Source organism: Winogradskyella pelagia, from assembly GCF_017581965.1.
Classification (GTDB): Bacteria; Bacteroidota; Bacteroidia; order Flavobacteriales; family Flavobacteriaceae; genus Winogradskyella; species Winogradskyella pelagia.
Window position 1 is genome coordinate 1 of the sequence record NZ_JAGEVF010000025.1, and the last position, 3,086, is coordinate 3,086.

Sequence of the window (3,086 nt, forward strand, 5' to 3'; positions counted from 1 at the left end):
TAGAGATTATAAGGAAGTCGCCTTCTCTAATTATTGTTTAAGAATTTATTATCTTTTCATTCTCAAAGCAGAACTACGTTTAACCCTGCAGTTGTAGCACATTAAAACCAACCAACATACGAATGAACAAAATCGTAGTTTTTCTATTCTTTTTAGCAATCGGAATTATTTCCTGTAAAAATCCTGAAAAGGAATCTGACAAATTGGAAATTGCTAAAAAATTCTACATTGCGATTGACAATTCAAACCCTTCAAAAACAACTGAATTAATTACCGAGAGATTTACGACCATTGACGACGGATTTGAACAAAAATATAGTGGAAATGAATACGCTGAATGGGTAAATTGGGATTCTGTATTCCAACCGACTTATGAAATACTCAAAATCGAAAAAGAAAATGGAATTGTAAAAGCTAAAATTTCAAAAACGGACAAGCGAATTTCCTTTCTTCATCACGAACCTATTATTACAGACGAAATTATCCAATTTGAGAATAATAAAATAAAGAATATCAACAGGACATCTGCCTCGTTTAACGTTGAGGAATTTATTAAAAACAGAGATGAACTTGTAAATTGGATTGCGGAAAATCATCCTGAATTGAATGGATTTTTAAACGACCAAACTAAAGGTGGCGGAATTAAATATTTAAAGGCGATTGAACTTTATAAAAATAAAAAATAACGTGCTACAACACCGTAAATTAAAAATTGCTGGTGTTGTGCTAAAACAAAGGTAGTTGCACGTTTGCTACGTCTGATTTTCCTTCGGAAAATCCTCGCACACAAACACGCAACTTTCAATATACAATCACGTTGTACGCAAACTGAAAAATAAGTTCTGTTTATTGATTCTTCTCATATTGAACATAGATGACGTAATAATGTCATAAACATGACGACATCAATGTCCCCGCCACTGTTTTACTTTTGTTTCAAACATTTAATCATAGTTATTTTAATGGAAACAGAATTAGACATCAATCAAAACTCAACAGTTTATCGAGCTATTAAACTCGCAAAAATCCCAATAATAATTGCATTAATTTTAACACCTATTCGCTTCTCACTTGAACTTATAGGATTACCGGATAATGCAATTTTCATTATCGGATTACTTTGGCTGACGTTGGGATTTGCAATTTATTGGGGAATAAAGTTATATAATGAAAAACACGCCTATCGTTTACTATTTTTAAGTTTGCTAATTTATTCGCCTATTTCAAGGTTTCCTGTAGCTTTACTTTGGTGGATTGACACTAACTGGGAAATAGGCACTCATTATGGATTATATTTTAATAATTTTGGACAAGCTCTATTAAATCATGTAGGTTATGGATCTCTGGTACAAATCATACCTGGATTTATATTAGGCTCTATAACACTTACAATTATGAGAAACAGAAAAGGAGCAATACGAAAAACTAATACTTTAGAAAATGAATAAGAATCTCTTAGGACTAAGAATAAAAGAATTAAGAAAACAAAAAGGTATGTCTCAAGAGTTTCTAGCCGAAGAATCAGGGTTAAGTTTGAGAACTATTCAACGAATTGAAAATGGAGAGACAAATCCAACAGGTGAATCACTCAAACGATTATCAAATGCGTTGAATGTAAATCCAGATGAATTAATTGATTGGTCTATAAAAGAGGACAAAAGATATTTGACATTTCTAAATCTCTCTGCTCTAACTTTTCTGTTCTTCCCTCTACTTGGAATTTTAATACCATTTATATTGTGGACATCAAGAAAAGGAAAAATTAAAAACATCAATAAACTAGGGAAAGATTTAATCAATTTTGAGATAACTTGGACATTACTTCTGTTTTCTATTCCTTTTTTATGGTTTCTCTTTTCAAAAATTGAAATATTAGAAAGTTTTACTCTAAGTAGGATTTTTATTATTATTGGAGTTATGTACTTTATCAATTTGATTTTCATTTTATTAAATACATTAAGAATTAGTAATGGAAATGATATAATTTACAATCCGAAAATTAAATTTTTAAGATAAAAGCCAGCGTACAACATTGTGTATAATTCATTGCTAGTAAAGGCTTAATTACGAAAATTCCGCTGGAATTTTCTATCCGTTATTATTTACTAACTTTAGTGCTTAAACACGCAACGAAATCATACACGAGACCGTTGGCAACAAGCTGGAAAAGAAAATTTATTACCAATTTGGTAACTTTTTTTATTATATTTGCGACAAACAAGTATAATGTGAGAGTAATAGCGAAACGAACTTTACGAGATTTTTGGAAAAAACATGCCGACTGCGAGGAACAATTAAAGTCTTGGTATAGAGAAACCGAAAAATCAGAATGGAAAAATATTAATGAATTAAAAAATGAATATCCAAGTGCAAGTATTTTAAAAGACAACAGAATTGTTTATAACATTAAAGGAAATAACTACCGACTAATTGTAAAGTTCAATTTTGAATTTCAATTATGCTGGATAAGGTTCATCGGGACTCACGCAGAATATGATAAAATAGACGCAAATAACATCTGATTATGAAAATAGCACCAATTAGAAACGAAAAAGACTATCAAAACGCTCTGAATAGACTTGAAGAGATTTTTGAAGCAAAAAAAGGAACTGATGAAGGAGATGAATTGGAAATCCTTTCAATCTTAATTGACAAATATGAAAATGAGAACTTTCCAATTGGAATGCCTGACCCAATTGAGGCAATCAAATTCCGAATGGAACAGATGGGAATGAAACAAAAGGATTTAGCAGAAGTTGTCGGATTTAAAAGTCGAGTTAGTGAGATTTTAAGTAAAAAACGCAAACTGACTTTAGGAATGATTAGAAAACTGAATACAACGCTTCATATTCCGACTGAAGTTTTGGTTCAAGATTATTAATAAAAAGCCAGTTGCCAACAATGGCTATAAGTAATTGCTCGTTCTCGCCTACTTCTGAAAATCCTCGCGGATTTTCAGCTTGTTGTGTACTTGCAAAAGTCCGTGCTAACCCACGCAACTACTCATAGCCGAGACCGATGAGAACACATTCGCCAAAGGCGAACTTTAATTACTACGTGCTTCGCACTATCGTCCTTAAAGCAAG

5 protein-coding genes are annotated in these 3,086 nt (G+C 31.7%); all 5 read left to right on the top strand.

The window, feature by feature from the left end:
* Positions 1-122 precede the first annotated feature (122 nt).
* The 5 genes from J4050_RS15010 (at position 123) to J4050_RS15030 (ending at position 2,881) form a co-directional block, all read left to right on the top strand.
* Positions 123-686 (top strand): hypothetical protein, encoded by a 564-nt coding sequence (locus J4050_RS15010; protein ID WP_208155433.1) that lies wholly within the window; start codon positions 123-125, stop codon positions 684-686.
* 276 nt (positions 687-962) lie between these two features.
* A complete protein-coding gene (locus tag J4050_RS15015) occupies positions 963-1,448 on the top strand; it encodes a hypothetical protein (RefSeq protein ID WP_208155434.1) in 486 nt (161 codons plus the stop codon).
* On the top strand, positions 1,441-2,016 hold the full coding sequence (locus J4050_RS15020; protein WP_208155435.1) for a helix-turn-helix domain-containing protein: 576 nt from the start codon (positions 1,441-1,443) through the stop codon (positions 2,014-2,016). The genes J4050_RS15015 and J4050_RS15020 overlap by 8 nt, the downstream gene beginning before the upstream one ends.
* 212 nt (positions 2,017-2,228) lie before the next feature.
* Positions 2,229-2,522 carry a type II toxin-antitoxin system HigB family toxin gene (locus tag J4050_RS15025; RefSeq protein WP_208155436.1) on the top strand — a complete coding sequence of 98 codons (294 nt, stop codon included), beginning with the start codon at positions 2,229-2,231 and terminating at the stop codon, positions 2,520-2,522.
* A gap of 2 nt (positions 2,523-2,524) precedes the next feature.
* A complete protein-coding gene (locus J4050_RS15030) occupies positions 2,525-2,881 on the top strand; it encodes a helix-turn-helix domain-containing protein (protein WP_208155437.1) in 357 nt (118 codons plus the stop codon).
* The last annotated feature ends 205 nt before the right edge of the window (positions 2,882-3,086 follow it).